This is a genomic window from Kitasatospora nipponensis, assembly GCF_039528135.1.
Classification (GTDB): Bacteria; Actinomycetota; Actinomycetes; order Streptomycetales; family Streptomycetaceae; genus Kitasatospora; species Kitasatospora nipponensis.
In genome coordinates, this window is sequence record NZ_BAAALF010000484.1 from 1 (window position 1) to 1,176 (window position 1,176).

Annotated in this window: 1 protein-coding gene; it reads right to left on the reverse strand. The window is 70.4% G+C overall.

Annotation, left to right across the window (positions count from 1 at the left end; translation table 11 throughout):
* The coding region (locus ABD323_RS41350; RefSeq protein ID WP_344447241.1) for a right-handed parallel beta-helix repeat-containing protein at positions 1-1,176 on the reverse strand (1,176 nt) is incomplete at both ends.

A 1,176-nucleotide genomic window follows, 5' to 3' on the forward strand; every position in this document is an offset into this window, starting at 1 on the left:
CAGGTAGCCGGCACTGCTGGTCGCGGTGACGGTCACGTTCATGGTGACCGCCTTGACCCCGGTCGCCGGGACGCCGTTCGCGCCCGCGACCTTGAGCTGGCGCATGAAGGACACTCGGCCGGCCCTCCCCTCGTCCCGGGTGTCCAGGATCCGGGTCGGGCCGGTCGGGGTGTAGGCGGTGCCGACGTCCCGGTACTCGGTCGCGCCCCGGTCCCGGAAACCCTTGCCGGTACCGGAGTTGGCCTGGATCGGATCGTCCACCGCGGAGTTGCCGAACGCGTCGACGTCCAGCATGCCGGGGGCGGTCTCGTCCGCCGAGTCGACGGTGGGCAGCGGGCGGTCGTGCTTCCCGATGTCCTCCCGGATCACCGCGCTGTCGAACGAGTCGTGCGCGCCCTGGCCCGTCGCGGCCGTGAACGTCTGCTGGTTGTCGTAGTTCACCGGGCCCCACTGGTAGGCCGGACGGCCGTTGACCGCGCTGACCACGTTGTAGTCGGCCCTCAGGCCGGACCTGGACTCGGCGCTGATCTTCACCTGCGGGGTCTGCGAGCCGCAGTTGCCGTCCGACATGGACTCGGCCGCGACCACGTTGTTCATCAGGACGGCGTCGGGAGACTTCCCGGCCAGCTCCAGTCCGACCCGGCAGCCGGCGTACAGCGAGTTGCTCACCACGACCGTGCCGGGCGAGTCCACCACCGAGACGGCGGTGGCCGAACCGGAGTTGACCAGATTGGTGGTCAGCGTGGTGCCCTTCGCACCGCCGTCCACCACCATTCCGACACCCGGGGCGTTGAGGAGCGTGAACCGGCCGATGGTGACTTTCTGGGAGTCGGCACCGGTGACCCGCACCGCAGCGGTGCTGCCACCGACCACCCCACCGTCCGTCACCCGGACGTCGCCGGAGTTCTCCACCAGCAGGCCGAACTGGCTCCCGGCGAAGTGCAGGTCCTTGATCCGCACGTGCTCGGCCCGCACGACCGAGAGCCCCGTCGCCAACTCGCGGCTGCCGACCGTGACGTCCGAGGGCCACTGGCCCCACACGTAGGGGGTCCTGGTGAACGTGATCGGTGCGTTCGCCGTACCGGAGCGGGTCAGCTTGACCTGCTCCGGGTAGTCGCCCGGGGCGATGCTCACGGTCTGGCCGGGCAGCACCACGTCGCCGGGCTTCTGGACGGT